At 44.6% G+C, this 25,752-nt stretch carries 29 protein-coding genes and 1 other annotated feature; of the genes, 26 read left to right on the forward strand and 3 right to left on the reverse strand.

Going from position 1 to position 25,752, the window contains the following annotated elements:
* Positions 1-22 precede the first annotated feature (22 nt).
* From rplK to tuf, 12 genes are all read left to right on the forward strand, one after another.
* Entirely contained in the window at positions 23-448 is a 426-nt protein-coding gene (rplK, locus tag D4T97_RS17725; RefSeq protein WP_018708714.1) for a 50S ribosomal protein L11, read from the forward strand.
* A 93-nt stretch (positions 449-541) separates the two neighbouring features.
* Positions 542-1,243 (forward strand): 50S ribosomal protein L1, encoded by a 702-nt coding sequence (rplA, locus tag D4T97_RS17730; protein ID WP_126052116.1) that lies wholly within the window; start codon positions 542-544, stop codon positions 1,241-1,243.
* A 39-nt stretch (positions 1,244-1,282) separates the two neighbouring features.
* Positions 1,283-1,434, forward strand: a sequence feature (ribosomal protein L10 leader region).
* 38 nt (positions 1,435-1,472) lie between these two features.
* Positions 1,473-1,967, forward strand: coding sequence for a 50S ribosomal protein L10 (rplJ, locus tag D4T97_RS17735; RefSeq protein WP_126052117.1), 495 nt, complete (start codon positions 1,473-1,475; stop codon positions 1,965-1,967).
* A gap of 51 nt (positions 1,968-2,018) precedes the next feature.
* Complete coding sequence (gene rplL / locus D4T97_RS17740; RefSeq protein ID WP_120118046.1) at positions 2,019-2,384, forward strand: 50S ribosomal protein L7/L12; 366 nt, start codon at positions 2,019-2,021, stop codon at positions 2,382-2,384.
* Between the two features lie 176 nt (positions 2,385-2,560).
* Positions 2,561-3,172, forward strand: coding sequence for a class I SAM-dependent methyltransferase (locus D4T97_RS17745; protein ID WP_126052118.1), 612 nt, complete (start codon positions 2,561-2,563; stop codon positions 3,170-3,172).
* A gap of 229 nt (positions 3,173-3,401) precedes the next feature.
* Complete coding sequence (gene rpoB / locus D4T97_RS17750) at positions 3,402-6,956, forward strand: DNA-directed RNA polymerase subunit beta (protein ID WP_126052225.1); 3,555 nt, start codon at positions 3,402-3,404, stop codon at positions 6,954-6,956.
* 58 nt (positions 6,957-7,014) lie between these two features.
* Complete coding sequence (rpoC, locus tag D4T97_RS17755) at positions 7,015-10,611, forward strand: DNA-directed RNA polymerase subunit beta' (RefSeq protein ID WP_126052119.1); 3,597 nt, start codon at positions 7,015-7,017, stop codon at positions 10,609-10,611.
* A gap of 139 nt (positions 10,612-10,750) precedes the next feature.
* On the forward strand, positions 10,751-10,999 hold the full coding sequence (locus D4T97_RS17760; RefSeq protein WP_126052120.1) for a 50S ribosomal protein L7ae-like protein: 249 nt from the start codon (positions 10,751-10,753) through the stop codon (positions 10,997-10,999).
* Between the two features lie 111 nt (positions 11,000-11,110).
* Positions 11,111-11,530 carry a 30S ribosomal protein S12 gene (gene rpsL / locus D4T97_RS17765; protein ID WP_126052121.1) on the forward strand — a complete coding sequence of 140 codons (420 nt, stop codon included), beginning with the start codon at positions 11,111-11,113 and terminating at the stop codon, positions 11,528-11,530.
* A 39-nt stretch (positions 11,531-11,569) separates the two neighbouring features.
* The gene (gene rpsG / locus D4T97_RS17770; protein ID WP_126052122.1) at positions 11,570-12,040 is read left to right on the forward strand and encodes a 30S ribosomal protein S7; all 471 of its coding nucleotides are present in this window, start codon (positions 11,570-11,572) and stop codon (positions 12,038-12,040) included.
* A 40-nt stretch (positions 12,041-12,080) separates the two neighbouring features.
* Positions 12,081-14,156, forward strand: a complete 2,076-nt coding sequence (gene fusA, locus D4T97_RS17775; RefSeq protein WP_126052123.1) for an elongation factor G — start codon at positions 12,081-12,083, stop codon at positions 14,154-14,156.
* Positions 14,157-14,289: 133 nt separating this feature from the next.
* Positions 14,290-15,477, forward strand: coding sequence for an elongation factor Tu (tuf, locus tag D4T97_RS17780; RefSeq protein ID WP_126052124.1), 1,188 nt, complete (start codon positions 14,290-14,292; stop codon positions 15,475-15,477).
* A 799-nt stretch (positions 15,478-16,276) separates the two neighbouring features.
* Here the strand turns inward: tuf and D4T97_RS17790 are convergent.
* From D4T97_RS17790 to D4T97_RS17800, 3 genes are read right to left on the reverse strand one after another with little or no spacing between them, the layout of a single operon-like run.
* Positions 16,277-17,212, reverse strand: coding sequence for a metal ABC transporter solute-binding protein, Zn/Mn family (locus tag D4T97_RS17790; RefSeq protein ID WP_328588784.1), 936 nt, complete (start codon positions 17,210-17,212; stop codon positions 16,277-16,279).
* A gap of 34 nt (positions 17,213-17,246) precedes the next feature.
* Complete coding sequence (locus D4T97_RS17795) at positions 17,247-18,110, reverse strand: metal ABC transporter permease (RefSeq protein ID WP_126052127.1); 864 nt, start codon at positions 18,108-18,110, stop codon at positions 17,247-17,249.
* Positions 18,110-18,856, reverse strand: coding sequence for a metal ABC transporter ATP-binding protein (locus D4T97_RS17800; RefSeq protein ID WP_126052128.1), 747 nt, complete (start codon positions 18,854-18,856; stop codon positions 18,110-18,112). Before D4T97_RS17800 ends, D4T97_RS17795 begins: the two co-directional genes overlap by 1 nt.
* Positions 18,857-19,313: 457 nt before the next feature.
* Between D4T97_RS17800 and rpsJ the strand changes: the two genes are divergently transcribed.
* The 14 genes from rpsJ to rplE are packed head-to-tail and all read left to right on the forward strand — an operon-like array spanning position 19,314 to position 25,749.
* A complete protein-coding gene (gene rpsJ, locus D4T97_RS17805) occupies positions 19,314-19,622 on the forward strand; it encodes a 30S ribosomal protein S10 (RefSeq protein WP_018708729.1) in 309 nt (102 codons plus the stop codon).
* A 37-nt stretch (positions 19,623-19,659) separates the two neighbouring features.
* Positions 19,660-20,289 carry a 50S ribosomal protein L3 gene (rplC, locus tag D4T97_RS17810; protein ID WP_126052129.1) on the forward strand — a complete coding sequence of 210 codons (630 nt, stop codon included), beginning with the start codon at positions 19,660-19,662 and terminating at the stop codon, positions 20,287-20,289.
* Positions 20,290-20,318: 29 nt separating this feature from the next.
* Positions 20,319-20,942 (forward strand): 50S ribosomal protein L4, encoded by a 624-nt coding sequence (rplD, locus tag D4T97_RS17815; protein ID WP_126052130.1) that lies wholly within the window; start codon positions 20,319-20,321, stop codon positions 20,940-20,942.
* Positions 20,942-21,226 carry a 50S ribosomal protein L23 gene (gene rplW / locus D4T97_RS17820; RefSeq protein WP_126052131.1) on the forward strand — a complete coding sequence of 95 codons (285 nt, stop codon included), beginning with the start codon at positions 20,942-20,944 and terminating at the stop codon, positions 21,224-21,226. The genes rplD and rplW overlap by 1 nt, the downstream gene beginning before the upstream one ends.
* A gap of 45 nt (positions 21,227-21,271) precedes the next feature.
* Positions 21,272-22,105, forward strand: coding sequence for a 50S ribosomal protein L2 (gene rplB / locus D4T97_RS17825; RefSeq protein ID WP_126052132.1), 834 nt, complete (start codon positions 21,272-21,274; stop codon positions 22,103-22,105).
* Between the two features lie 60 nt (positions 22,106-22,165).
* A complete protein-coding gene (gene rpsS, locus D4T97_RS17830) occupies positions 22,166-22,444 on the forward strand; it encodes a 30S ribosomal protein S19 (RefSeq protein ID WP_126052133.1) in 279 nt (92 codons plus the stop codon).
* A gap of 18 nt (positions 22,445-22,462) precedes the next feature.
* Positions 22,463-22,804, forward strand: coding sequence for a 50S ribosomal protein L22 (rplV, locus tag D4T97_RS17835; protein ID WP_126052134.1), 342 nt, complete (start codon positions 22,463-22,465; stop codon positions 22,802-22,804).
* A 3-nt stretch (positions 22,805-22,807) separates the two neighbouring features.
* Complete coding sequence (gene rpsC, locus D4T97_RS17840) at positions 22,808-23,464, forward strand: 30S ribosomal protein S3 (protein WP_126052135.1); 657 nt, start codon at positions 22,808-22,810, stop codon at positions 23,462-23,464.
* Between the two features lie 2 nt (positions 23,465-23,466).
* Positions 23,467-23,901, forward strand: coding sequence for a 50S ribosomal protein L16 (gene rplP / locus D4T97_RS17845; protein ID WP_126052136.1), 435 nt, complete (start codon positions 23,467-23,469; stop codon positions 23,899-23,901).
* Positions 23,891-24,094 carry a 50S ribosomal protein L29 gene (gene rpmC, locus D4T97_RS17850; protein ID WP_018708738.1) on the forward strand — a complete coding sequence of 68 codons (204 nt, stop codon included), beginning with the start codon at positions 23,891-23,893 and terminating at the stop codon, positions 24,092-24,094. Before rplP ends, rpmC begins: the two co-directional genes overlap by 11 nt.
* A 19-nt stretch (positions 24,095-24,113) precedes the next feature.
* Entirely contained in the window at positions 24,114-24,377 is a 264-nt protein-coding gene (rpsQ, locus tag D4T97_RS17855) for a 30S ribosomal protein S17 (RefSeq protein WP_126052137.1), read from the forward strand.
* 40 nt (positions 24,378-24,417) lie between these two features.
* On the forward strand, positions 24,418-24,786 hold the full coding sequence (gene rplN / locus D4T97_RS17860; protein WP_126052138.1) for a 50S ribosomal protein L14: 369 nt from the start codon (positions 24,418-24,420) through the stop codon (positions 24,784-24,786).
* A gap of 37 nt (positions 24,787-24,823) precedes the next feature.
* Positions 24,824-25,189, forward strand: a complete 366-nt coding sequence (gene rplX, locus D4T97_RS17865) for a 50S ribosomal protein L24 (protein WP_126052139.1) — start codon at positions 24,824-24,826, stop codon at positions 25,187-25,189.
* A gap of 20 nt (positions 25,190-25,209) precedes the next feature.
* On the forward strand, positions 25,210-25,749 hold the full coding sequence (rplE, locus tag D4T97_RS17870; RefSeq protein WP_126052140.1) for a 50S ribosomal protein L5: 540 nt from the start codon (positions 25,210-25,212) through the stop codon (positions 25,747-25,749).
* The last annotated feature ends 3 nt before the right edge of the window (positions 25,750-25,752 follow it).

Here is a 25,752-nt window from a genome sequence, read left to right on the forward strand (position 1 = left end):
GGACTTTAAGGAGGTGTGTCTCGTGGCTAAAAAAGTAATCAAAGTAGTAAAACTTCAAATTCCTGCGGGCAAAGCGAATCCGGCACCACCAGTTGGACCGGCATTGGGTCAAGCAGGTGTAAATATCATGGGATTCTGTAAGGAGTTCAATGCTCGTACATCAGATCAAGCAGGCTTGATCATCCCAGTTGAAATTACTGTATTTGAAGACAGATCCTTTACATTCATTACAAAAACTCCGCCTGCAGCTGTTCTTTTGAAGAAAGCGGCTGGCATTGAATCAGGTTCCGGAGAGCCGAACAAAAAATCGGTTGCTACCGTGAAACGTGATAAAGTGCGTGAAATCGCTGAAACAAAAATGCCCGATTTGAATGCGGCAAGTGTCGAAGCGGCCATGCAAATGGTTGAAGGTACTGCACGCAGCATGGGTATCAAGATTGAAGACTGATTGTATAAGAGGTTGCAGAGCTGCATTTTATACCCTGCAACCTCTATTCGTGGGAGGTTTTTCCGCTAAAACCACAATATAGGAGGATTAATAATGGCTAAGAAAGGCAAGAAATATATCGAAGCTTTAAAGCTTGTCGACCGTTCACAAGCATACGCGATCGACGAAGCGATCGAGCTCGTCAAAAAAACAGACTTTGCTAAATTCGATGCTACTGTCGAAGTGGCATTCCGTCTTGGGGTAGATCCTAAAAAAGCGGACCAACAAATCCGTGGCGCAGTTGTTCTTCCGAATGGAACAGGTAAAACTCAGCGCGTTCTTGTTTTCGCGAAAGGTGAGAAAGCGAAAGAAGCTGAAGCTGCAGGCGCAGATTATGTAGGAGATGCTGAATTCATCAACAAAATCAACCAAGGTTGGTTTGATTTCGATGTAGTTGTTGCTACACCGGACATGATGGGCGAAGTTGGTAAACTCGGACGTACGCTTGGACCAAAAGGTCTTATGCCGAACCCGAAAACAGGCACAGTTACATTTGATGTTGAAAAAGCTGTGAATGAAATCAAAGCTGGTAAAGTGGAATACCGTTTGGATAAAGCGGGCATCATCCATGTGCCAATCGGAAAGGTTTCTTTTGAAGATGCAAAACTTCAAGAGAACTTTGCGACGATCTTTGATACAGTATTAAAAGCTAAGCCATCAGCTGCTAAAGGAACATACATGAAGAGTGTCACCATCACTTCAACGATGGGACCTGGAATTAAGATTGATCCTTCTACAGTAGCTGTTAAAGCATAACTTGACAATATTTTATCAGCCTGATAAAATGTAAAAGTTGAAATAATAACATTTGTACCGTAGACAGCAGGTGCTCTTTCGAGCTTAATTTCCCGCCGAGGTCATTGCGATATATTTATTTTCAATCTGATTGTGCAGATTGGACGCAAAACCTCCATGTCTATATTGGCTGGAGGTTTTTTATATTTGGCCGGTATAAATGTTCATCTGAGAATTGGGAGGTGTAAGGATGAGCAAAGTAATTGAACAAAAGAAACAAGTTGTTGAAGAAATCGCAGACAAATTTAAATCCAGCGTTTCTACAGTAATCGTAGACTACCGTGGTTTGAACGTGGCTGAGGTGACAGAACTTCGTAAGCAGCTTCGTGAAGCAGGCGTTGAATACAAAGTTTATAAAAACTCCATGGCACGCCGTGCAGCTGAGGCAGCTGAACTGGCTGGTCTTAACGAAAACCTCGTTGGTCCTAACGCGATTGCATTCAGTACGGAGGATGTAGTAGCTCCAGCTAAGATTTTAAATGATTTCGCGAAAAAACACGAAGCATTGGAAATCAAAGCCGGTGTCATCGAAGGAAACATTGCTACAGCTGAGGAGATCAAGGCGCTTGCGAGCCTGCCTTCCCGCGAAGGATTGCTTTCTATGTTGCTTAGCGTTCTTCAAGCTCCAATGCGCAATCTTGCGCTTGCAACTAAAGCTGTTGCTGACCAAAAAGAAGAAGCATAAATTGGCCATTCTTATATAAAACTTTATTAAAAAAATTTGGAGGAATTAATCATGACGAAAGAACAAATCATTGAAGCTGTCAAAGAAATGACAGTTCTTGAGCTTAACGATCTTGTAAAAGCAATTGAAGAAGAATTTGGCGTAACTGCTGCTGCTCCTGTAGCTGTAGCTGGCGGCGCTGCTGCTGCTGATGCTGGTGCAGAGCAAACTGAATTTGATGTAATTCTTGCTAGCGCTGGTGCACAAAAAATCAAAGTTATCAAAGCTGTACGTGAAGCTACAGGCCTTGGCTTGAAAGAAGCGAAAGAGCTTGTTGATAACGCTCCTAAGCCAATCAAAGAAGGCGCATCTAAAGAAGAAGCTGAAGAGCTTAAAGCGAAACTTGAAGAAGTTGGAGCAGAAGTCGAAGTTAAGTAATAATGTGCTAAAAAGAAAGCTCGCTTTAAAAAAGCGGGCTTTTTCGCACGTTTACTAGAAAAGCGAAGGCGCCCGTTTAGCGAAGTCTGCTAGTCGCTGGGCGCCGCAGCTAGCCAATAAGAAAAGCGAAGTCGCTTGTTATCGACGATTTTTATATACCGGAGGTGTTTTCTGAAATGACAGAGCACTATTATTCCCGCAAGCCTGAAGTCGAAAGTGACCCGATATACTGGGATACGAAACTGAGGAGTCATCCGTTTCGCTTCAAGACAGACCGTGGTGTATTTTCAAAACAAGAAGTGGACTTTGGCTCCAGGCTGCTGATTGACTCATTTGCCTTGCCGGGTGCACCCGGGCCTTTGCTTGATCTCGGATGCGGTTATGGCCCCATTGGATTAAGTTTGGCCAAGGATTTTCCGGACAGAGTGATACACATGGCTGATATCAATGAGCGTGCCGTTGGATTGGCAAAAGAAAACGCCGCGGCCAATCAAGTTGAAAATGTAAAGATCTATGAAAGTGACGCTTTTCAAAGTGTCGGAGAAAAAGACTTTGCTGCTATATTGATCAATCCGCCTATCAGGGCCGGGAAGCAAGTCATCTTTGATATGTTCGAAAAGGCATGTCATCATCTCGTAGAAAACGGTGAGCTGTGGATCGTCATTCAGAAAAAACAGGGCGCTCCTTCGGCTAAAACAAAATTGGAAGAAGTATTTGGTGAAGTTGAAACAGTAACTAAGAAAAAAGGCTATTATATTATTCAAGCGAAAAAGTTTGCTTCTTCGTAACCATTATGCTAACATTGTAAGATGCTAATACCATGCTTTCCATAAAGTGGTCAATAGATGTATATATATTGGCACATATGGAAAAAGTTATTAAATATACGTTCGTCTCGGGAAATTGTGGTTTTCAAAGTAAAACCATTTTTCTTTTTGTCTGATGATTCGTATCCTGCTTGCTTTTTTAAAAGCTGATAGGATGAATAAAATGCATGATTTTTGAGGGGTGAATCAGTTGACAGGTCAACTTGTTCAGTATGGACGGCACCGCCAGCGCAGAAGCTTTGCTCGCATTAGTGAAGTATTGGAACTGCCAAACCTTATCGAAATTCAATCTTCCTCTTATCAATGGTTTCTTGATGAGGGCTTAAAGGAAATGTTTCAGGACATCTCCCCAATTGAAGATTTCGCCGGGAATCTATCATTAGAGTTTATCGATTACAGTCTCGGTGAGCCAAAATACTCTGTGGAAGAATCAAAAGAGCGTGATGCAACATATTCCGCTCCGCTTCGTGTGAAATTGCGTCTTCTAAATAAAGAGACTGGCGAAGTGAAAGACCAAGATGTATTTATGGGTGATTTCCCGCTGATGACAGAAATGGGAACATTCATCATCAATGGGGCAGAACGTGTCATTGTTTCACAGCTTGTACGTTCTCCGAGTGTGTACTATAGTGCCAAGCTCGATAAGAATGGCAAGAAAGGCTTCACTGCCACTGTCATTCCAAACCGCGGCGCATGGCTGGAATATGAAACAGACGCGAAAGATGTTGTGTACGTCCGAATCGATCGGACGAGAAAACTGCCGGTAACGGTTCTTTTGCGTGCACTAGGTTTTGGTTCTGATCAAGAAATCATCGAATTAATAGGAGATAACGAGTATCTCCGCAACACACTGGAAAAAGACAATACGGAGAGCGTTGAAAAAGCTTTGCTTGAAATCTATGAACGTCTCCGTCCAGGTGAGCCTCCAACAGTTGAAAATGCAAAAAGCTTGCTGATATCTCGCTTTTTCGATCCAAAAAGATATGATTTGGCCAACGTTGGGCGCTATAAAATAAATAAGAAACTTCATATTAAAAACCGTCTGTTCGGGCAAAGGCTTGCGGAAACTCTTGCCGACCCGGATACAGGGGAAATCATTGCGGAGAAAGGCACGCTGCTTGATCGCCGCACATTGGACAAATTGATTCCTTACCTTGAAAAAGGTACGGGTTTTAAAACATATAACAATCATGGCGGTGTGCTGGAAGATGATATCACTGTCCAGACCATTAAAATATATGCTCCGCATGACGACGAAGAAAAAGAGATCAATGTCATCGGAAACTCTTTCATAGAAGAAGAGATTAAAAATATTACGCCTGCCGATATCATTGCTTCCATCAGCTATTTCTTTGACCTGCTGTATGGAGTCGGTGATACGGATGATATCGACCATCTGGGCAACCGTCGTCTCCGCTCTGTTGGAGAGCTCCTGCAAAACCAGTTCAGAATCGGTTTATCCCGTATGGAACGTGTTGTTCGTGAGCGGATGTCCATCCAAGACATCAATACGATCACACCGCAGCAGCTCATCAATATCCGTCCGGTCATTGCGTCAATTAAAGAATTCTTCGGAAGCTCCCAGTTGTCACAGTTCATGGACCAGACGAACCCGCTTGCGGAATTGACTCACAAACGTCGACTTTCTGCTCTTGGACCAGGCGGTTTGACGCGTGAGCGTGCAGGAATGGAAGTCCGTGACGTTCACTATTCCCACTACGGACGTATGTGTCCGATTGAAACGCCGGAAGGACCAAACATCGGGTTAATCAACTCCTTATCGACATTTGCAAAGGTGAACCGGTTCGGTTTCATTGAGACGCCGTACCGCCGTGTCGATCCGGAAACAGGGGTTGTCACTTCCCGAATCGACTATTTGACTGCTGACGAAGAGGATAACTACGTTGTTGCACAGGCAAATGCTCCATTGACAGAAGAGGGAACTTTTGAAAACGAAGAGGTAATCGCCCGTTTCCGTGGTGAAAACACCGTGATCAGAAGAGACCGGATCGATTACATGGACGTTTCACCAAAACAGGTCGTATCCGCAGCGACAGCATGTATTCCTTTCTTGGAAAACGATGACTCCAACCGTGCCCTGATGGGAGCGAACATGCAGAGGCAGGCCGTTCCGCTTATGCAGCCACAAGCTCCGCTTGTCGGAACCGGGATGGAGTACGTATCCGCAAAAGATTCAGGTGCAGCTGTCATCTGTAAGCATGACGGCGTCGTTGAACACATTGAGGCACGAGAGATCTGGATACGCAGAATCCAAGACATTGACGGTCAAGAAGTAAAAGGCGACCTTGATAAATATCGCCTGCAAAAATTCATCCGTTCCAACCAGGGAACTTGCTATAACCAGCGTCCGATTGTAAGTGTCGGCAACCGTGTCGTCAAAGGAGAAATCCTTGCTGACGGTCCTTCAATGGATCTTGGAGAACTGGCGCTTGGCCGTAACGTTCTCGTAGGGTTCATGACATGGGAAGGCTATAACTATGAAGATGCGATCATCATGAGTGAGCGTCTCGTGAAAGATGATGACTACACGTCCATTCATATTGAAGAATATGAGTCGGAAGCCCGTGATACGAAGCTTGGCCCTGAAGAAATGACTAGAGATATTCCAAACGTCGGGGAAGATGCACTTAAAAACCTTGATGAGCGTGGAATTATCCGCATAGGAGCGGAAGTCAAAGACGGCGACCTGCTAGTCGGAAAAGTAACGCCTAAAGGCGTAACGGAATTGACCGCAGAAGAGCGTCTACTCCATGCCATCTTTGGTGAAAAAGCGCGTGAAGTCCGCGATACGTCCTTGAGGGTTCCTCATGGAGGCGGCGGAATCGTACTGGATGTAAAAGTATTCAACCGTGAAGATGGGGATGAGCTTTCGCCAGGTGTTAACCAGCTTGTCCGTGTCTATATCGTTCAAAAAAGGAAAATCTCCGAAGGGGATAAAATGGCGGGACGCCATGGTAACAAAGGGGTAATTTCCCGTATTCTTCCTGAAGAGGATATGCCTTTCATGCCTGACGGTACACCTATTGATGTAATGCTTAACCCGCTTGGTGTTCCATCAAGGATGAACATTGGTCAGGTGCTTGAGCTTCATCTAGGTATGGCGGCGAGAAACCTGGGACTTCATATGGCATCTCCAGTTTTTGACGGTGCGACGGAAGAAGACGTATGGGATACAATCGAAGAAGCCGGCATGGCTATCGATGCAAAAACGGTCCTCTATGACGGCCGAACAGGGGAAGCTTTCGATAATCGTGTATCCGTGGGTGTCATGTATATGCTTAAACTTGCGCACATGGTCGATGACAAGCTTCATGCGCGTTCAACAGGACCTTATTCGCTTGTTACACAGCAACCGCTCGGCGGTAAAGCCCAATTTGGCGGACAGCGTTTTGGAGAGATGGAAGTATGGGCACTTGAAGCATATGGTGCAGCTTATACTCTTCAAGAAATCCTTACTGTAAAATCTGACGATGTGGTTGGACGTGTGAAAACATATGAAGCCATCGTTAAAGGTGAAAACGTCCCTGAGCCGGGTGTTCCTGAATCATTCAAGGTCTTGATTAAAGAACTTCAAAGCCTTGGGATGGATGTCAAAATCCTATCCGGGGATGAACAGGAAATTGAAATGCGTGAATTAGAGGACGAAGATGACATTCACCAGGCAGATACTTTGAACATTGCTCCGGAAACAAAAGTGGAAGAAACAGCGGTGACGAAGGAGTAAATGATCTCAGACAAGGCAATTAGGGTAAAACCTGTATATGAAAAGGGAGGTAGGCCCCTTGCTGGATGTAAATAATTTCGAGTATATGAAAATCGGTCTCGCTTCGCCTGATAAGATCCGTTCATGGTCTTTTGGTGAAGTGAAAAAGCCGGAGACAATTAACTATAGAACTTTAAAGCCAGAAAAAGACGGTCTTTTCTGCGAGCGGATTTTCGGTCCGACTAAAGACTGGGAATGCCACTGCGGAAAGTACAAACGGGTACGTTATAAAGGTGTCGTTTGTGACCGATGTGGAGTTGAAGTGACACGGGCGAAAGTCCGGCGTGAGCGTATGGGGCACATTGAGCTTGCTGCCCCTGTCTCTCACATTTGGTACTTCAAAGGAATTCCAAGCAGAATGGGACTTCTTTTGGATATGTCACCCCGGGCACTTGAAGAAATTATTTATTTTGCCTCTTACGTAGTGACAGATCCGGGAGACACTACGCTCGAGAAGAAGCAGCTTTTATCTGAAAGGGAATATCGTGCTTACCGTGAAAAGTACGGAACAACTTTCAATGCTGGAATGGGTGCAGAGGCCATTAAAAAGCTGCTTCAGGATATTGATTTAGATAAAGAAGTAGACATACTGAAAGAAGAACTAAAGACGGCACAAGGCCAGCGCCGTACACGTGCTATCAGACGACTTGAAGTCCTAGAAGCATTCCGTCATTCCGGCAACTACCCTGACTGGATGGTTTTGGATGTACTTCCGGTCATTCCGCCGGAACTGCGCCCAATGGTTCAGTTGGAAGGCGGCCGGTTCGCGACATCCGATTTGAATGATCTATACCGCCGTGTAATTAACCGGAACAACCGTCTGAAAAGGTTATTGGATCTCGGTGCTCCAGGCATCATCGTCCAAAATGAAAAGCGGATGCTCCAGGAAGCTGTCGATGCACTCATCGATAACGGACGCCGCGGCCGTCCGGTCACAGGACCAGGGAACCGCCCGCTCAAATCTCTTTCCCATATGCTGAAAGGGAAACAGGGACGTTTCCGCCAAAACCTTCTTGGTAAGCGTGTTGACTACTCAGGCCGTTCGGTTATCGTAGTCGGACCTAGCCTGAAAATGTATCAATGCGGTCTTCCGAAGGAAATGGCATTGGAACTGTTCAAGCCTTTCGTCATGAAAGAATTGGTGGAAAAAGGCCTTGCACATAATATTAAAAGCGCGAAGCGCAAAATTGAGCGCGTTCATCCGGAAGTCTGGGATGTACTTGAAGAAGTGATCCGTGAGCATCCGGTATTATTGAACCGTGCACCGACATTGCACAGGCTTGGAATCCAAGCATTTGAGCCGACTTTGGTCGAAGGAAGGGCGATTCGCCTTCATCCGCTCGTCTGTACGGCTTATAATGCGGACTTTGACGGAGACCAAATGGCCGTTCACGTGCCATTATCGGCTGAAGCACAAGCTGAAGCAAGAATGCTGATGCTTGCTGCCCAGAACATCTTGAACCCAAGGGACGGAAAACCAGTTGTTACACCTTCACAGGATATGGTTCTTGGTAACTATTATCTGACGCTTGAGCGTGAAGGGGCGACTGGTGAAGGCATGGTCTTCGGCAATGCAGACGAGGCGCTTTTGGCATATAACAACGGTTATATCCACCTGCATTCCCGGATTGCGATCCATGTAGAATCTCTCCAAAATGAGAGATTTACTGATGAGCAGCGGAAGAAATTATTGGTAACAACAATGGGTAAAATCATTTTTAATGAAATTATGCCGCCATCGTTCCCATATATTAATGAGCCGACCAACGAAAACCTAGAGCAGAACATCCCGGATAAGTATTTCGTTGACACAACAGAAAATGTTGCGGAATTCATTAAAAAACAGCCGCTGGTCAAACCATTCAAAAAGAAAATCCTTGGGAATATTATCGCCGAGATTTTTAAAAGGTTCCAAATTACTGAGACCTCCAAAATGCTCGACAGCATGAAGGATCTCGGATTTAAATACTCTACAAAAGCGGGAATCACTGTTGGTGTATCCGATATCGTAGTTCTTGCTGAGAAGGAAACACTTCTTGAAGAAGCTCAAACGAAGGTCGACAATGTCCTGAAACAGTTCAAGCGGGGTCTCATCACAGATGAAGAACGCTATGACCGCGTAATTTCCATCTGGAGTGCCGTAAAAGACGTAATTCAGGATAAGCTGATGGAGTCTCTTGAAAATCTTAATCCGATTTACATGATGAGTGATTCAGGTGCGAGGGGTAACCCATCCAACTTCACTCAGTTGGCGGGTATGCGCGGATTGATGGCCAACCCGGCTGGACGGATTATCGAACTTCCAATCAAATCGAGCTTCCGGGAAGGATTGACGGTACTCGAGTACTTTATCTCTACCCATGGAGCGCGTAAAGGATTGGCGGATACAGCTCTTAAAACAGCTGACTCAGGTTATTTGACAAGAAGGCTTGTTGACGTCGCTCAAGACGTCATTGTACGTGAAGATGACTGCGGTACGGATCGAGGACTCCTTGTTTCAGCTCTTAAAGATGGAACAGAAGAAATCGAATCCTTGGAAGAAAGGCTGATTGGCCGCTTCAGCCGCAAGAAGATTCTCCATCCGGATACAGATGATGTAATCATTAATGAGAACACGCTTATTACGGAAGACACGGCTAAAGAAATTGTCAATGCCGGACTTGAAAATGTTTGGATCCGCTCGGCATTTACATGTAACACCCGTCATGGCGTCTGTAAGAAGTGCTATGGCCGGAACTTGGCGACAGGCTCGGTAGTCGACGTCGGGGAAGCGGTGGGAATCATCGCCGCCCAGTCAATTGGAGAGCCAGGAACCCAGCTGACGATGAGAACGTTCCATACAGGAGGAGTTGCCGGAGACGACATCACGCAAGGTCTTCCGCGTATCCAGGAATTGTTCGAAGCCCGGAATCCAAAAGGGCAGGCAGTCATTACCGAAATCAGCGGAGTGGTTACTGCCATCAACGAAGGCAGAGACCGCCAGCATGAAATTGTTGTCCAAGGGGATATCGAAAGTAAAACATACAATGCGCCGTACACAGCCCGCCTGCGTGTAGCAGTGAATGATCGGGTCGAGCGTGGACAGGAATTGACCGAAGGGTCCATCGATCCGAAGGAATTGCTGCGTGCTAAAGATGTGGCCGCCGTACAAGAGTATCTTTTACTTGAAGTACAAAAAGTTTACCGGATGCAGGGTGTTGAAATCGGCGACAAGCACATTGAAGTGATGGTCCGACAAATGCTTCGCAAAGTAAGGGTGACAGATGCAGGGGACACGGATGTACTGCCGGGAACATTGCTCGATATTCACCAGTTTACAGATGCGAATGAAAAGGTGCTGATTGAAGGGAATACGCCGGCAACCGGACGCCCGGTATTGCTAGGTATCACAAAAGCATCGCTTGAAACAGACTCCTTCCTATCAGCGGCATCTTTCCAGGAAACAACACGCGTGTTGACCGATGCAGCCATCAAAGGCAAGCGGGATGAACTGCTTGGCTTGAAGGAAAACGTCATTATCGGAAAACTGGTTCCGGCTGGAACTGGAATGCATCGCTATAGAAGAGCGAGCGCCGTATTGAAAAAAGAAGAAGATGACACAGTCAACGTAGAATAATTGCAGAGGCCGCCGGCAAAACTGCCGGCGGATCTTTCTTTAAAAACTTTGCTTTAATTGTTGACATTGAAATTATCAGATGATAATATATTCAAGGTGATCCTATCATGAAACCTGTTACTTTGGAGGATGTTTAAAATTGTCTTATGAAAAAGTATTGCAGGATGCAAATGTGATTATAGGAACAAAGCAAACAGTAAGAGCTCTGAAATCAGGCCATGTGAAAGAAGTTTTCGTTGCGCAGGATGCCGATCCGAAAATAACGGACATTATCATTGACACAGCGAAAGAGCTGGATGTGCCCGTAACAAAGGTCGACTCCATGAAAAAACTTGGTAAAGCATGCGGAATTGATGTAGGGGCGGCAGCTGTTGCCATCATTCACTAAAGGTGTTTTTGCAAGGGGTATATGCTTGCCTGCAAAAACTTGTTTTTTTGCTTTAAAAAAGAACCACCTGGATGTGTGGGTCTATACGAAACCGGAAAGGAGGAAGCATACATGCCTACAATTAACCAATTGGTACGTAAACCAAGAAAGTCAAAAGTAACAACTTCTGACTCTCCAGCACTTAACAAAGGGTACAACAGCTTTAAGAAAACGAGCACAAACGTTTCTTCTCCACAAAAGCGGGGCGTTTGTACGCGTGTTGGTACAATGACACCTAAAAAACCAAACTCTGCACTTCGTAAATATGCTCGTGTTCGTTTGACAAACGGAATTGAGGTAACTGCCTATATTCCAGGAATCGGACATAACCTGCAAGAGCACAGCGTTGTTTTAATCCGCGGCGGACGTGTTAAAGACTTACCGGGTGTGCGTTATCACATCGTTCGTGGTGCGCTTGACACTGCTGGTGTTGAAAACCGTGCACAAAGCCGTTCCAAATACGGTACAAAACGTCCAAAAGAGAAAAAATAATCTGAGAGATATTCACTGTTTGTGAAAGGAGGAACCTCAATGCCACGTAAAGGACCAGTTGCTAAAAGAGATGTGCTGCCAGATCCATTGTACAACTCCAAACTCGTTACTCGTCTGATCAACAAATTGATGGTTGACGGTAAGAGAGGAAAAGCACAATCTATCCTATATTCAGCATTTAACCTAGTTCAAGAAAGAAGCGGAAAAGACCCAATGGAAGTTTTCGACCAAGCGTTGAAAAACATCATGCCGGTCTTGGAAGTAAAAGCTCGCCGTGTGGGTGGAGCGAACTACCAAGTGCCAATTGAAGTGCGTCCAGAACGCCGTTCAACATTAGGTCTTCGCTGGTTGGTGAACTACGCTCGTCTTCGTGGGGAAAAAACCATGGAAGAGCGTCTTGCCAACGAAATTCTTGATGCTGCAAACAACAGCGGAGCTTCAGTTAAGAAGCGTGAAGATACACATAAAATGGCTGAGGCAAACAAAGCATTTGCCCACTACCGCTGGTAAGATATATTACTATTTATAAACTAGGAAGGAGAAAGACGAGATGCCTAGAGAGTTCTCCTTAGAAAAGACTCGTAATATCGGGATCATGGCACACATTGATGCCGGTAAAACAACAACAACCGAGCGCATCCTTTTCTACACAGGGCGAATCCATAAAGTGGGTGAAACTCACGAAGGTGCTTCCCAAATGGACTGGATGGAACAGGAGCAGGAACGCGGAATCACAATCACTTCTGCTGCTACAACAGCACAGTGGAAAGGATACCGTGTCAATATCATCGATACTCCTGGTCACGTAGACTTCACAGTTGAAGTTGAACGTTCCTTGAGGGTTCTTGATGGAGCTGTTACTGTGCTTGATGCGCAATCAGGCGTTGAGCCACAAACTGAAACAGTATGGCGCCAAGCAACAACTTACGGAGTTCCACGTATTGTATTCGTTAATAAAATGGATAAGATCGGTGCGGACTTCTTGTATGCCGTTAAAACACTTCATGATCGCTTGGATGCCAATGCGCATCCAGTCCAGCTTCCAATCGGCGCGGAAGACACATTCAGAGGTGTCATTGACCTCGTTGAAATGAAAGCCTGGATCTATGAAGGCGACGTGTTGGATGCTACTGAATCAGAGATTCCGGAAGATCTTCAAGATCAAGCGGAAGAGCTGCGTGCAAGCTTAATTGAAGCTGTTGCAGACTTTGATGAAGAGCTTATGATGAAATATCTTGAAGGCGAAGAAATCTCCAATGAAGAGCTTAAAGCAGCAATCCGTGCAGCTACATTAAGAGTTGAGTTCTACCCAGTATTGTGTGGAACTGCTTTTAAAAACAAAGGTGTACAGCCTGTGCTCGATGCAGTTGTTGACTATTTGCCGGCACCGACAGATATTGAAGCAATTAAAGGAATCGTTCCTGGAACAGATGAAGAAATTGAGCGTCATGCTGACGATAAAGAGCCATTCTCTGCTCTTGCGTTTAAAGTAATGACTGACCCGTACGTTGGTCGCTTGACTTTCTTCCGCGTATATTCAGGTACTCTTGAATCCGGTTCTTACGTTCAAAACTCTACTAAAGGTAAGCGTGAAAGAATCGGTCGTATCCTTCAAATGCATGCGAACCACCGTGAGGAAATCAGCACTGCATACAGTGGGGATATTGCTGCGGCGGTTGGATTGAAAGATACAGGTACAGGTGACACACTCTGTGACGAAAAGAATCTTGTTATTCTTGAATCCATGGAATTCCCTGAGCCGGTTATTTCAGTCGCTATCGAACCAAAATCAAAAGCGGACCAAGATAAAATGGGTACGGCACTTGCGAAATTGCAAGAGGAAGACCCAACGTTCCGTGCAGAAACAAACCCTGAAACTGGGCAAGTTGTTATCTCGGGGATGGGTGAACTTCACCTTGATATTCTTGTTGACCGCCTCAAACGTGAGTTTAAAGTTGAAGCAAACGTTGGTGCGCCACAGGTTTCTTATCGTGAAACATTCCGTGCTGCTGCTCAGGTAGAAGGTAAGTTTGTTCGTCAATCAGGTGGACGCGGACAATTCGGACACGTTTGGATTGAATTCTCTCCAAATGAAGAAGGAAAAGGCTTTGAATTCGAAAATGCGATTGTCGGTGGGGTTGTTCCTCGTGAATACATCCCGGCTGTACAAGCAGGTTTGGAAGATTCAATGGCTAACGGCGTCATCGCAGGATACCCACTAATTGACGTAAAAGCGAAATTGTATGACGGTTCATACCATGATGTTGACTCAAGTGAGATGGCATTTAAAATTGCTGCATCCCTTGCATTAAGAAATGCAGCAAAGAAATGTAATCCTGTACTGCTCGAGCCACTCATGAAAGTTGAAGTCGTTGTTCCTGAAGAGTATCTTGGTGATACGATGGGTGACATCACTTCACGCCGTGGACGCGTAGAAGGAATGGAAGCAAGAGGAAACGCACAAGTGGTTAAAGCTTTTGTCCCTCTTTCTGAAATGTTCGGTTACGCGACATCTCTTCGCTCCAATACACAAGGACGCGGTACGTACACAATGCACTTCGATCATTACGAAGAGGTACCAAAATCCATTGCTGAAGAGATTATCAAAAAAAATACCGGTGAATAATTGATTTTATTCCGGCTATCAAGTATAACTACTAATAGATGATATCTGGGCGGCTTTAAAGTGAGGAAGAATATCCTCCTTTGAAGCGCTCACTTATACTTAATATTTTTTTAAATTAAAGGAGGATTTCCTAATGGGTAAGGAAAAATTTGATCGTTCCAAAGAACATGCGAATATTGGTACACTAGGTCACGTTGACCATGGTAAAACTACATTGACTGCTGCTATTGCAACAGTTCTAGCAAAAAAAATGGGTGGAGAAGCTAAGTCTTATGACCAAGTTGATAACGCGCCAGAAGAAAAAGAGCGTGGAATCACAATCTCTACTTCTCACATCGAGTATGAAACTGAAAAGCGTCACTATGCGCACGTTGACTGCCCAGGACACGCTGACTACGTTAAAAACATGATCACAGGTGCTGCGCAAATGGACGGAGCAATCCTAGTTGTATCTGCTGCTGACGGCCCGATGCCACAAACTCGTGAGCATATCCTTCTTTCCCGTCAAGTAGGTGTACCTCACTTCGTAGTATTCATGAACAAATGTGATATGGTTGACGACGAGGAGCTTCTTGAGTTGGTAGAAATGGAGATCCGTGATCTTCTTTCTGAATATGATTTCCCTGGCGATGACGTTCCAGTTATCAAAGGTTCTGCTCTTAAAGCTCTTGAAGGAGAAGCTGAGTGGGAAGAAAAAATCATCGAATTGATGGACGCTGTTGACGAGTACATCCCAACTCCAGAGCGTGACACTGAAAAGCCATTCATGATGCCTGTTGAGGACGTATTCTCAATCACAGGACGTGGAACAGTTGCTACAGGACGTGTTGAGCGTGGACAAGTTAAAGTTGGTGAAGAAGTAGAAATCATCGGTCTTCAAGAAGAAAGCAAAAAAGTAGTTGTTACTGGAGTAGAAATGTTCCGTAAGCTTCTTGATTATGCAGAAGCTGGAGACAACATCGGTGCACTCCTTCGTGGTGTTGCGCGTGAAGATATCCAACGTGGTCAAGTTTTGGCTAAACCGGGTACTATTACTCCACACACTAAATTTACATCTGAAGTTTATGTTCTTTCAAAAGAAGAAGGTGGACGTCACACTCCATTCTTCACTAACTACCGCCCACAGTTCTACTTCCGTACAACTGACGTAACTGGTATCTGCAACCTTCCTGAAGGTGTAGAAATGGTTATGCCTGGTGACAACGTAGAAATGACAGTAGAACTTATCTCCCCAATCGCGATTGAAGAAGGAACTAAATTCTCAATCCGTGAAGGTGGACGTACAGTAGGCGCTGGCGTTGTAGCTTCTATCCAAAAATAATAAAGCTTTAAAACAGTGCACTTTTAAAGCAGGACGCGCAGAGATTTCTCTGCGCGTTTTCTTTATTAAAAGAGCCCGGTTATTGACCGGGCTTGGAGAGCTAGAAAAAAAGGCCTGACTATGGCACCCGAGCAGGGGATCATAGCCTCTTGCTTCGCAAGGAGTAACTCCAAATCGTGCCTGTGTGTTTTTGGTTTCGCCGCTTCTTCGGTAACGAATCCCTCTCATTCGTGCCCGTGTTTTCGGTTTCACCGCTTCTTCGGTAACGAATCTCTCTCATTCATGCCCGTGTTTTCGGTTTCGCCGCTTCTTCGGTAACGAATCTCCCTCATTCATGCCCGTGTTTTCGGTTTCGCCGCTTCTTCGGTAACGAATCCCTCTCATTCGTGCCCGTGTTTTCGGTTTCACCGCTTCTTCGGTAACGAATCCTCTCATTCTTGCCCGTAATTTCGGTTTCACCGCTTCTTCGGTAACGAATCTCTCTCATTCTTGCCCGTGATCCCGGTTTCACCGCTTCTTCAGTAACGAGCGCCAAGTTTATTTAACTATTGCTTGGAAAAGGCCATAAAACTATTAATGTGCGCAAACAGCTTAATCAACTGGAAATTTAGGAGCCGCCCGGAAAATGCTTACCACACGAGATAGGGGAAAGGCTGCCATCTAACGCCATTAAGGTTTGAGTTATGTCGAAACGGATAGGCAAAGAGAGGATGACCCAATCAATCCTAAAGATACGAATATCAAAGCTTGAAGCCATTAAAAATAGACTCCCGGCAACCACGCTGCTGGGAGTCTTCACTTACTTGCTTAATTCATCATGAATCAGGTTAATATTGTAATTCAAATACTTCACATACGTATCCACTTCATCACCGGGTTTTCCAATTTCGTCGGAGTAAATAGGTTTCTTTGAAAAAGGAATGCCGGTTTCTTTTGAAACAGTCTCCATTGGACGAGGATCAACATTGGACTCGATAAATAATACCGGCACATTATGTTCCTTAATGAAGCTGACCAGTGACTTAATTTGTTTAGGAGATCCGTTTTCTTCCGTATCGACTGCCCAGATATATCCTTCTTTTAATCCGTAGTGGTCTGTCATGTATTGGAACGCCCGCTCGCTTGTTACAAGGATGCGTTTTTCTTCAGGAATGTCATTAATTTTATCCGCATATTCCTTATCAATTTCTTTCAGTCTGTTGATATATTTATTTGCCCGTTCCTTGTAACTTTCCTTACGCTCTGGATCTTTCTCCATAAATGCGTCCCGCATGTCTTCAGCCATTTTGATGCCAACTGCCGGGTCAATAAATGCATGGGGATTGATTTCTTCTTCTTTGCCATCTTCGGTGCTTATATACATTGGCTCAACCCGTTCAGTCAAACTATAAATATTCTCTTCTTTCTGTCCGACTGAATCTACCATTTTAAAGAACCAGCCTTTTTTTCCACCTTCGAGATTCAAGCCGTTGTAAAAAAGGATATCCGCATCCGTAGCTTTTTTGATATCTTCAGGCAGAGGTTCATATTCATGCGGGTCGGTTCCCGTAGGGACCAAGTTGTGAATTTCCACATCGTCTCCGCCGATTTCTCTTGCGAGGTCTTCAATAATTGTAAAAGAGGTGACGACTTTCAGTGTATTATCTTTTCCAGAAGCGTTTCCTTCGTGATCTTCACTTTTACCACAGGCAGCGAGTAACAAAACTGCAAGCCCGGTTGTAAAAATCCTCTTCACTAATCTCAATTCATTTCACCTGCCTTTTTTAAAATTAGGCGCCATGCACCCTTGCTTTTTTTTCATTTGATTTTAACATCTTCCACAAAATGCCCTGCTTAGGCGAGAAAATAAAAGCGACTGCAAAAATAGCTGTAGTTGCCAAGGCAATGACAGGCCCTGAAGGCAAGTTATAGACAAAGCTGAAGTAAAGTCCAATAATTGAAGAGAGTGCACCAAAGACAGATGCCAAAACAATCATCGTAGACAACCGGTTTGTTAAAAGATAAGCGGTTGAAGCCGGTGTGATCAGCATGGAGACTACAAGGATGACGCCTACCGTTTGTAATGAGGCGACAGTGACGAGAGTCAGCAGGACCATGATGCCGTAATGGATCAGGCGCGTTTTCAGTCCATATGCCGCAGCCATGGTCTCATCGAAGCTGGAGATGAGCAGTTCCTTATAAAATAAAACAACGGCCACTATTACAATACTTCCGATAACTAATGTAAGCCACATATCGGAAGAACGGACGGAAATGACATTCCCAAAGAGGATCTGCGTCAAATCTGTCGCGCTTTTAGCTTTTGTAATTAAGATGATACCCAAGGCGAACATTGCTGAAAAAACGAGCCCGATGGAGGAGTCATTTTTCACACGGCTGTTTTGACTGATCATGCCAATCCCGAGAGAAGTTAGTACACCGGTTACGACAGCTCCATAAAAATAGTTGATGCCCAGCATGTAAGAAATCGCAACACCGGGAAGAACGGCATGAGAGATGGCGTCTCCCATAAGTGCCATCCCACGTAAAATGATGAAGCTGCCAATCACGCCGCAGATGATTCCAACCATAACTGAAGTGATTAGCGCCTTCTGTAAGAAACCATACGTCATCAAATCATTAATGAACTCCATTACACTCCTACCCCCAGACTCCCAAGCATCTTGAGGGGTGCTTTATATGCGACCTGCATCAATTCAGGGCGGAAAACACGTTCAACAGGTCCGGCACCAATAAGCTCCTTATTGATGAGGATGAGGTCATCAAAGTAGCTTTCCACCTTTGTCAAGTCATGGTGGACAACGAACACTGTTTTCCCATCGTCTCTCAGGCCTTTTAATATTTTAATGATGACTTCCTCGCTGGCAACGTCAATTCCGACAAAGGGTTCATCAAGAAAAAACAGCTCCGCATTCTGGGCAAGGGATCTTGCAAGAAATACACGCTGCTGCTGGCCTCCGGACAACTCGCCTATCTGACTATCCGCAAACTCTTCCATTCCCACTTTTGCTAGGCACTCCATTGCCCATTCCTTGTCTTTCTTTGTTGGACGGTGGAAAAGGCCGAGCTTGGGATAGGTGCCTAAAAGGACGGTATCTTTAACGATAATTGGAAAATCCCAATCAATGTTCGATCGCTGCGGAACATAGGCAATCCGCTTCCGCATGTCCTGAATTGGCTTTCCATCCACTTCGATTCCTCCGTTGTCCTTAGGAATCAGTCCCAGCATCGCTTTCATCATCGTTGATTTTCCGGCGCCGTTTGGCCCGATAATGCCGATCAGTTTACCTGTATCAATGGTGAAATTGATATCATGAAGCACTTCGTTTCCATGATAGGAAACATAAAGATCGCTGACCGTTAAACTCTTTTTGCTCATGCATATTCACCTTCTTTTCCATAACGGTTTTTTTAGTTTTAAATAAGCCGACTTCCAAAAATTGCCCCCATGACAAAGAGTTGCCCTAAGGAAACTTATTAACCATAATATACAAACCAAACTGTTTTGTAAACACTTTTTAGATAAAAAAATATGGAAAGAAAAACTATGAAATATATGTTCTATTAAAGACCAAACCCATAAATAAAGAAGGAAAAACTTCTGGTTGAAAAATTGCTGGAGCACCTGTATAATGAAACAGTCAAATTTAAAGGCATTATTTCGTGATTGTTATTGCAATGGTTATCCATTGTATGTATAATGTATAATGTTGGTCATTTGACAGCAATGATGTGGAAGGTTGCCGACACACCCGGCCGCTTTGCCATGGCGAGTGTGGGGGAAATTTCCACGGAGTATGTCTATTTTAAAAAATAGGCGAAAAGGAGGGAAAGTAATGGCAAAACAAAAAATCCGGATTAGATTAAAGGCGTATGATCACAGAATTTTGGATCAGTCTGCAGAAAAGATTGTAGAAACGGCGAAACGTTCAGGTGCAAATGTATCAGGACCAATTCCGCTTCCGACAGAGAAATCTGTTTACACTATCTTGCGTGCGGTCCATAAATACAAAGACTCCCGCGAGCAATTCGAAATGCGGACACATAAACGTCTAATCGACATCATCAGCCCAACTCCACAAACTGTGGATTCATTGATGAGACTTGACTTGCCGTCCGGCGTAGACATTGAAATCAAACTCTAATTTAAATATTAATGAAAGAAAGCAGGAGGTGTAACTCATGGCAAAAGGAATCTTAGGAAGAAAAATCGGTATGACGCAGATTTTTGCTGAAGACGGACAATTGCTCCCGGTAACAGTGATTGAGGCTGCTCCAAACGTGGTTCTTCAAAAGAAAACCGTTGAAACGGACGGATACGAAGCTGTTCAAATCGGTTTTGAAGACAAGCGCGAGAAGCTTGCCAACAAACCTGAAAAAGGGCATGTTGCAAAAGCAGAAACTGCACCTAAGCGCTTCGTACGTGAGTTGAAAAACGTTAATCTAGATGAATATGAAGTTGGTCAAGAGATCAAGGTTGATATTTTCGCAGAAGGCGATGTAGTGGATGTAACAGGAATTTCCAAAGGGAAAGGTTTCCAAGGTGTTATTAAACGTCACGGCCAATCCCGCGGACCAATGTCCCACGGTTCCCACTTCCACCGCAGCCCTGGTTCAATGGGACCAGTTGACCCTGCCCGCGTATTCAAACAAAAGAAATTACCGGGACAAATGGGTGGACAGAAGATTACCGTTCAAAATCTTCAAATCGTTAAGGTTGATGCGGAACGCAATCTTATCCTAGTTAAAGGAAATGTTCCTGGACCGAGAAAAGCAATGCTTGAAATCAAAACAGGAATTAAAGTGAAATAAATATTTTCGCAAAGAAAGGAGGAAATGAAATGCCAAAAGTAGCCGTATATAATCAAGAAGGTTCAAAAGCCGGAGAAGTGGAGCTTAACGAATCCATCTTCGGAATCGAACCAAACAACCATGTATTATTTGAAGCGATTGTAATGCAGCAAGCTTCATTGAGACAAGGTACATCTAAAGTAAAAACACGTTCAGAAGTGCGCGGCGGCGGACGCAAGCCATGGCGCCAAAAAGGCACAGGCCGAGCTCGTCAAGGATCTATCCGCTCACCACAATGGCGCGGCGGTGGTACGGTATTCGGACCGGTTCCACGCAGCTACAGCTACAAAATGCCTAAAAAAGTACGCCGTTTGGCTATCAAATCTGCTTTGTCTTCCAAAGCATTGGAGCAAAGCATCCTCGTTCTAGAAGCATTATCTTTTGATGCTCCTAAGACAAAAGAATTTGCCAAGGTTTTGAAAAACCTTCCGGTCGGCAAAAAGGCGTTATTCATCACTGATGTTCCAGAAGAAAATGTTGCACTTTCTGCAAGAAACATTCCTGGAGTCACAGTAATCGATGCTAACAACCTCAACGTACTTGATGTTGTAGGTCATGAAACATTGATCTTGACGAAAGCCGCAGTTGAAAAAGTGGAGGAGGTGCTCGGGTAATGGATGCACGTGACGTTATTAAGCGCCCCGTAATCACAGAGCGTTCCATGGATTTGACAGCTGACAAGAAATATACTTTCGAGGTTGACGTCAGAGCCAACAAAACGCAGGTGAAAGACGCAGTCGAAAGCATTTTTGATGTAAAAGTTGAAAAAGTCAACGTTATGAATTACAAAGGTAAATTCAAACGCATGGGCCGTTTTGGTGGCTATACAAACAAACGCCGCAAAGCAGTGGTCACTTTGACTGAAGACAGCAAAGAAATCGAGTTCTTCGAAGTTTAATCAATAAATCAATAATCTTTTAATAAAAGCAGAGGAGGGAAAAAAATGGCGATCAAAAAATACAAACCTACCTCCAACGGTCGACGCGGTATGACAAGCTTGGACTTCTCCGAAATCACAACTGATAAGCCGGAAAAAACATTGCTTGCGCCTATTCACAGAACAGGCGGCCGTAACAGCCAAGGTAGGACTACAGTTCGTCATCGCGGTGGCGGTCACAAACGTCAATATCGTATTATCGATTTCAAACGCAACAAAGATGGTATACCCGGACGCGTTGCTACTATCGAATACGATCCAAACCGTTCCGCAAACATTGCTTTGATCCACTATGTAGATGGTGAAAAGCGTTATATTCTTGCTCCAAAAAACCTTAAAGTAGGTATGGAAATCATGTCCGGCCCTGAGGCTGACATCAAAGTGGGTAACGCATTGCCGCTTTCTTCCATTCCAGTGGGTACAGTTGTACACAATATCGAGTTGAAACCTGGCAAAGGCGGTCAGCTCATTCGTTCTGCAGGAACTTCAGCGCAAGTTCTTGGTAAAGAAGGTACAAAATATGTTCTTGTTCGCTTGAACTCCGGCGAAGTACGTATGATCCTTGCTACGTGCCGCGCAACAGTTGGTGAAGTGGGCAACGAGCAGCATGAGCTTGTAACAATCGGTAAAGCCGGCCGTTCACGCTGGTTGGGCAGACGTCCTCACGTTCGTGGTTCCGTTAAGAACCCTAACGACCATCCACATGGTGGGGGAGAAGGAAGAACTCCTATCGGACGCAAATCTCCTGTTACTCCTTGGGGTAAGCCGACAATCGGTTACAAGACAAGGAAGAAAACAAACAAGTCGGATAAATTTATCGTGCGTCGCCGCAAAAAATAACGAGGTTGTCCTACGGTTCTTTTACCGGACCGTAGCGCAATCACGAAGGGAGGTACCAGCATGGGTCGCAGCCTGAAAAAAGGACCTTTTGTAGATGAGCATTTAATGAAAAAAGTTGAGAACTTGAATGAGACAGACAAAAAGCAGGTAATTAAAACTTGGTCTCGCCGTTCAACAATCTTCCCGGCGTTTGTCGGACACACAATCGCAGTCTATGATGGACGCAAACATGTTCCGGTTTACATCAGTGAAGACATGGTTGGCCATAAGCTCGGCGAATTCGCGCCATCTCGTACTTATAGAGGTCATGCCGCAGATGACAAAAAAACAAGACGCTAATGAGAGGAGGGCATCCTAATGCAAGCTAAAGCTGTTGCTAGAACAGTTCGTATTGCTCCTCGTAAAGCACGCCTGGTCGTCGATCTTATTCGAGGAAAGCAAGTAGGCGAAGCAGTTGCCATTTTAAAGCACACTCCAAAAGCAGCTTCTCCGATTGTAGAAAAGCTTTTGAAGTCTGCAGTAGCAAATGCAGAGCATAACTATGACATGGACGTTAACAACCTTTTAGTATCAAAAGTATATGTTGATGAAGGTCCGACAATGAAACGTTTCAGACCGCGCGCTCAAGGTAGAGCCAGCCAAATCAACAAACGCACAAGCCACATTACAATCGTGGTATCAGAAAAGAAGGAGGGGTAGTTCGTGGGTCAAAAAGTTAATCCTATTGGTATGCGTATCGGTATCATCCGTGACTGGGAGTCAAAATGGTACGCAGACAAAGAATACGCAACTTTACTTCACGAAGACATCAAAGTTCGTGAATATATCGAAAACCGTCTTAAAGACGCATCGGTTTCCAAAATTGAAATCGAGCGTGCCGCAAACCGCATTAACATCACTGTCCACACGGCGAAGCCTGGAATGGTTATCGGTAAGGGTGGAAGTGAAGTAGAAGCACTAAGAAAAGCATTGAACAAGTTGACAGGCAAACGCGTCCACATCAACATCGTAGAGATCAAAAAAGCTGACTTGGATGCAAAGCTTGTTGCTGAAAATATCGCTCGTCAATTAGAAAGCCGGATCTCTTTCCGCCGTGCGCAAAAGCAAGCAATCCAACGTACATTGCGTGCAGGTGCACTTGGAATTAAAACAATGGTTTCCGGACGTCTCGGCGGTGCAGATATCGCTCGTTCAGAACATTACAGCGAAGGAACAGTTCCACTTCATACACTTCGCGCTGATATCGACTATGCACATGCTGAAGCTGACACAACTTACGGTAAGCTTGGTGTCAAAGTTTGGATTTATCGTGGAGAGATCCTTCCAGAAAAGAAAAAGTCTGAGGAAGGAGGAAAGTAATCATGTTAATGCCTAAAAGAGTAAAGTACCGTCGTCCACACCGTGGAAACATGCGTGGTAAGGCGAAAGGCGGAACTGAAGTAGCATTTGGTGAATACGGTCTTCAAGCGATCGAAGCTTCTTGGATCACGAACCGTCAGATCGAAGCTGCGAGGATTGCCATGACGCGTTACATGAAGCGTGGCGGTAAAGTATGGATTAAAATTTTCCCTCATAAAGCTTATACAGCTAAACCATTAGAAGTACGGATGGGTTCCGGTAAAGGGGCGCCTGAAGGATGGGTTGCAGTTGTAAAGCCTGGCAAAATCATGTTTGAGATTGCTGGTGTATCAGAAGAGGTGGCTCGTGAAGCACTTCGTCTTGCATCTCACAAACTTCCAGTAAAATGTAAGTTTGTTAAACGAGAAGAAATTGGTGGTGAACGAAATGAAGGCTAAAGAAATCCGTGATTTAACCACTGCCGAAGTTGAACAGAACATCAAGTCTTTAAAGGAAGAGTTATTTAACCTTCGCTTCCAGCTAGCTACAGGGCAATTGGAAAATACTGCCCGCATTCGAGAGGTCCGCAAAGGGATCGCCCGCATGAAAACGATCATTCGTGAAAGAGAGATCGGCATAACCAATAGATAGGTGAAAGGAGGTTGCGGATATGGCTGAACGCAATCAGCGTAAAGTATACACAGGTCGTGTTGTCTCCGATAAGATGGATAAAACCGTTACAGTAATGGTTGAAACATACAAAAAGCACGGTTTGTACGGCAAACGCGTGAAATATTCTAAAAAATTCAAAGCTCATGATGAGCAAAACGAAGCTAAAATTGGCGACGTAGTCCGCATTATGGAAACTCGTCCGCTATCTGCTACAAAACGTTTCCGTCTTGTAGAGGTAGTTGAAAAAGCGGTCATCATTTAATTTTGTTTCGGATAGATGATTCCGAAAGGAGGTACAACAAATGATCCAACAAGAATCCCGTTTAAAAGTAGCTGACAACTCCGGTGCACGTGAAGTGTTGACGATCAAAGTGCTCGGCGGTTCTGGACGCAAGACAGCAAACATCGGTGATGTTATCGTGTGTACGGTGAAAAATGCAACACCTGGTGGCGTTGTCAAAAAAGGCGATGTTGTAAAAGCCGTTATCGTCCGCTCTAAAACAGGTGCACGCCGTCCGGATGGTTCCTACATCAAGTTTGATGAAAATGCATGCGTCATTATCCGTGACGACCAAGCGCCAAGAGGAACTCGTATCTTCGGACCAGTGGCCCGTGAGCTCCGCGATAAAAACTTCATGAAAATTATCTCTCTGGCTCCAGAGGTTCTTTAATATATAAGATTCGGTCACTCAAGGAGGTGCGATTCAAATGCACGTTAAAAAAGGCGACAAAGTGATGGTCCTTTCCGGCAAGGATAAAGGGAAAACAGGCACGGTGCTTGCTGCATTCCCTAAGAAAGAACGCGTACTTGTCGAAGGGGTTAACATCGTGAAGAAACACGCTAAACCTTCTCAGGACAATCCGCAAGGAGGAATCTTTGACAAGGAAGCGGCTATCCATGTTTCCAACGTAATGGTCATTGACCCTAAAACAAATGAACCAACTAGAATTGGTTATAAAAAAGTAACAGTCAAAGGCAAAGACGGCGTTGAAAAAGTTAAAAGTGTCCGGGTAGCAAAGAAATCCGGTGAAATTTTGGACAACGACTTAAAAGACAAGATCATTAGCCAGTAAGGAGAAGGGAGGTACACAATATGAACCGCCTAAAGGAAAAATATCAAAAAGAAATCAGCCCTGCTCTTATGAGCAAGTTCAATTATAAATCTGTGATGCAAGTACCAAAAATTGAAAAGATCGTAATTAACATGGGTGTCGGCGATGCTGTACAGAACGCAAAAGCGCTTGATAATGCAGTGGAAGAACTCTCTTTGATCACTGGTCAAAAACCAGTTGTGACAAAAGCGAAAAATTCCATCGCTGGATTCCGTCTTCGTGAAGGTATGCCAATCGGTGCCAAAGTTACACTACGCGGTGAGCGCATGTATGAGTTCTTTGACAAATTGGTTTCCGTATCATTGCCACGTGTGCGTGACTTCCGTGGAATTTCCAAGAAGGCATTCGACGGACGCGGTAACTATACACTTGGAATCAAAGAACAGCTCATTTTCCCAGAAATTGATTACGATAAAGTAAACAAAGTTCGCGGAATGGACATCGTCATCGTTACAACGGCTAACACAGATGAAGAAGCACGTGAACTATTAACTGGATTTGGAATGCCATTTCAAAAGTAATCG

This window comes from Siminovitchia acidinfaciens, assembly GCF_003605385.1.
Classification (GTDB): Bacteria; Bacillota; Bacilli; order Bacillales; family Bacillaceae_C; genus Siminovitchia; species Siminovitchia acidinfaciens.